General features: G+C 34.8%; 1 protein-coding gene. It reads left to right on the forward strand.

From position 1 onward, the window contains the following. On the forward strand, nt 1-1,673 hold a 1,673-nt coding region (locus tag L1D51_RS21315; protein ID WP_239964812.1), incomplete at its 5' end, for an ATP-binding protein. Between the last annotated feature and the right edge of the window lie 151 nt (nt 1,674-1,824).

Below are 1,824 nucleotides of genomic sequence, written 5' to 3' on the forward strand. Positions count from 1 at the left end.
GAGCTGAAGTTGAAAAAATACTGAACTCGCTATCTAAAAACGTTGCAGATAGATCTAAATTTAAAAATATGATCGATTTGTCTAATAGCTATCGAAATGCTTTTTCAAAAAGTGTTCAGGCTAATCGAAACTATTTGAGCTTAGTAAATGTAGTAATGGCTGGAGATGCAATTGAATTTAGTACGCTTGCAAATAGTTTAAGGGAAGATTCATTAACTCAACTTAAACAAATAAATCGGGATGCTCAAAAAACGGTTTCAATGACAGAAAGCATTTTAAATGCACTTGCTTTGATGGTTGTTATTTACATTGTCTCTCTATCAGCATTCTTTCACTTGCAAATTACACGTGCGATTAAACGCTTAACAAATAGCTTTACACATTTCTTAAATGGAGATTTGGAAGCTCCGATTTATGAGTTAAAACGAAAAGACGAAATTGGTATTTTAGCAAAGGCAGCTAATAAGTTTAGAGAACTAAGTAAAGACCTTTCTGAAGCGAAGTACAGCGCAGAGCATACAACAAAAGTTAAGTCAGAGTTCCTAGCCAATATGAGCCATGAAATTAGAACACCTATGAATGGTATTTTAGGCATGGCTCGCCAGATGGCCCGCACGACGCTCACATCAGAACAAAGCAAAATGCTACACCTAATACAGTCTTCAGGTGCAAGCTTATTAGTGATTATCAACGATATTCTTGATTTGAGTAAAATTGAGGCTTCAAAAATTGAGCTTGAGTCTGAACCAGTAGATTTAGGCTACCTTTTAGAAGAACTTAAACATTTATTTCAGGAACAAGCAGATAGTAAGAATATTCAGCTTTATATATCTACAACACCGGAAGTTGAAAAATTGGCGTTTTTGGCCGATGAAACACGTTTAAAGCAGGTATTAATTAATCTGCTGGGGAATGCTGTAAAGTTCACAGAGAGAGGCAGTGTTTCGTTAACAGTTAACATACAAGAGATTGGGCTTGATGAAGTAAAGCTTACATTTAATGTCTCTGACACAGGGATTGGGATTGCAAGTGAACACTTGAGTACACTATTTGAAGCATTTTCTCAGGCAGATACGTCTATCACAAGGCGTTTTGGTGGTACAGGTTTAGGCCTTACTATATCAAATAAATTATTAAATTTGATGGAAGCACCTCTTCAAGTTGAAAGTGTATTGGGAGAGGGATCTCACTTTTATTTTGATTTAAAAGCAAAGCGCACACTATCTTCAATGGACTTAGATCACGAAGATATTTTATTAACTACATCCAAAGAAGTTATTGATTTATCATATATTAATGCCCTTGTAGTTGAAGATAATGACATTAATCAAATAGTGATTGAAGCGATGCTTAATGAATTTAATATCACCTCTATAAATATGGCAAACAATGGTCAGGAAGCTGTTGAACAATGTGAACTAGGTGTATTTGATATCATCTTTATGGATATGCAAATGCCAGTATTAGATGGTCCTCAAGCTACTTTAAAAATCAGAGAGTTTTCTGCTTTCAAACATACGCCAATTATTGCTTTAACTGCTAATGTATTAAGTGCTGATAAGCAACGCTGTTTTGATGCCGGAATGGATGATTATATCGCAAAGCCACTCGAGTATGACGCTTTAAGGTCTATCTTGCTAAAGTGGTGTAGAACAAATATCGAACGGACATAGTATGAATATTCATGATAAAGGTGGTGCAAGTTTTGTTGGTTCGAAGGTATTTTTAACAATAGTTTCCTTTGTGTTTTGCATTTTTGGATTATTTGCAGTTTATTTTTTTGAAGGGCACGTTAAAAATGATGTTTTAGGATCAATTGATCAA

The organism is Pseudoalteromonas shioyasakiensis (assembly GCF_022398475.1).
Classification (GTDB): domain Bacteria; phylum Pseudomonadota; class Gammaproteobacteria; order Enterobacterales; family Alteromonadaceae; genus Pseudoalteromonas.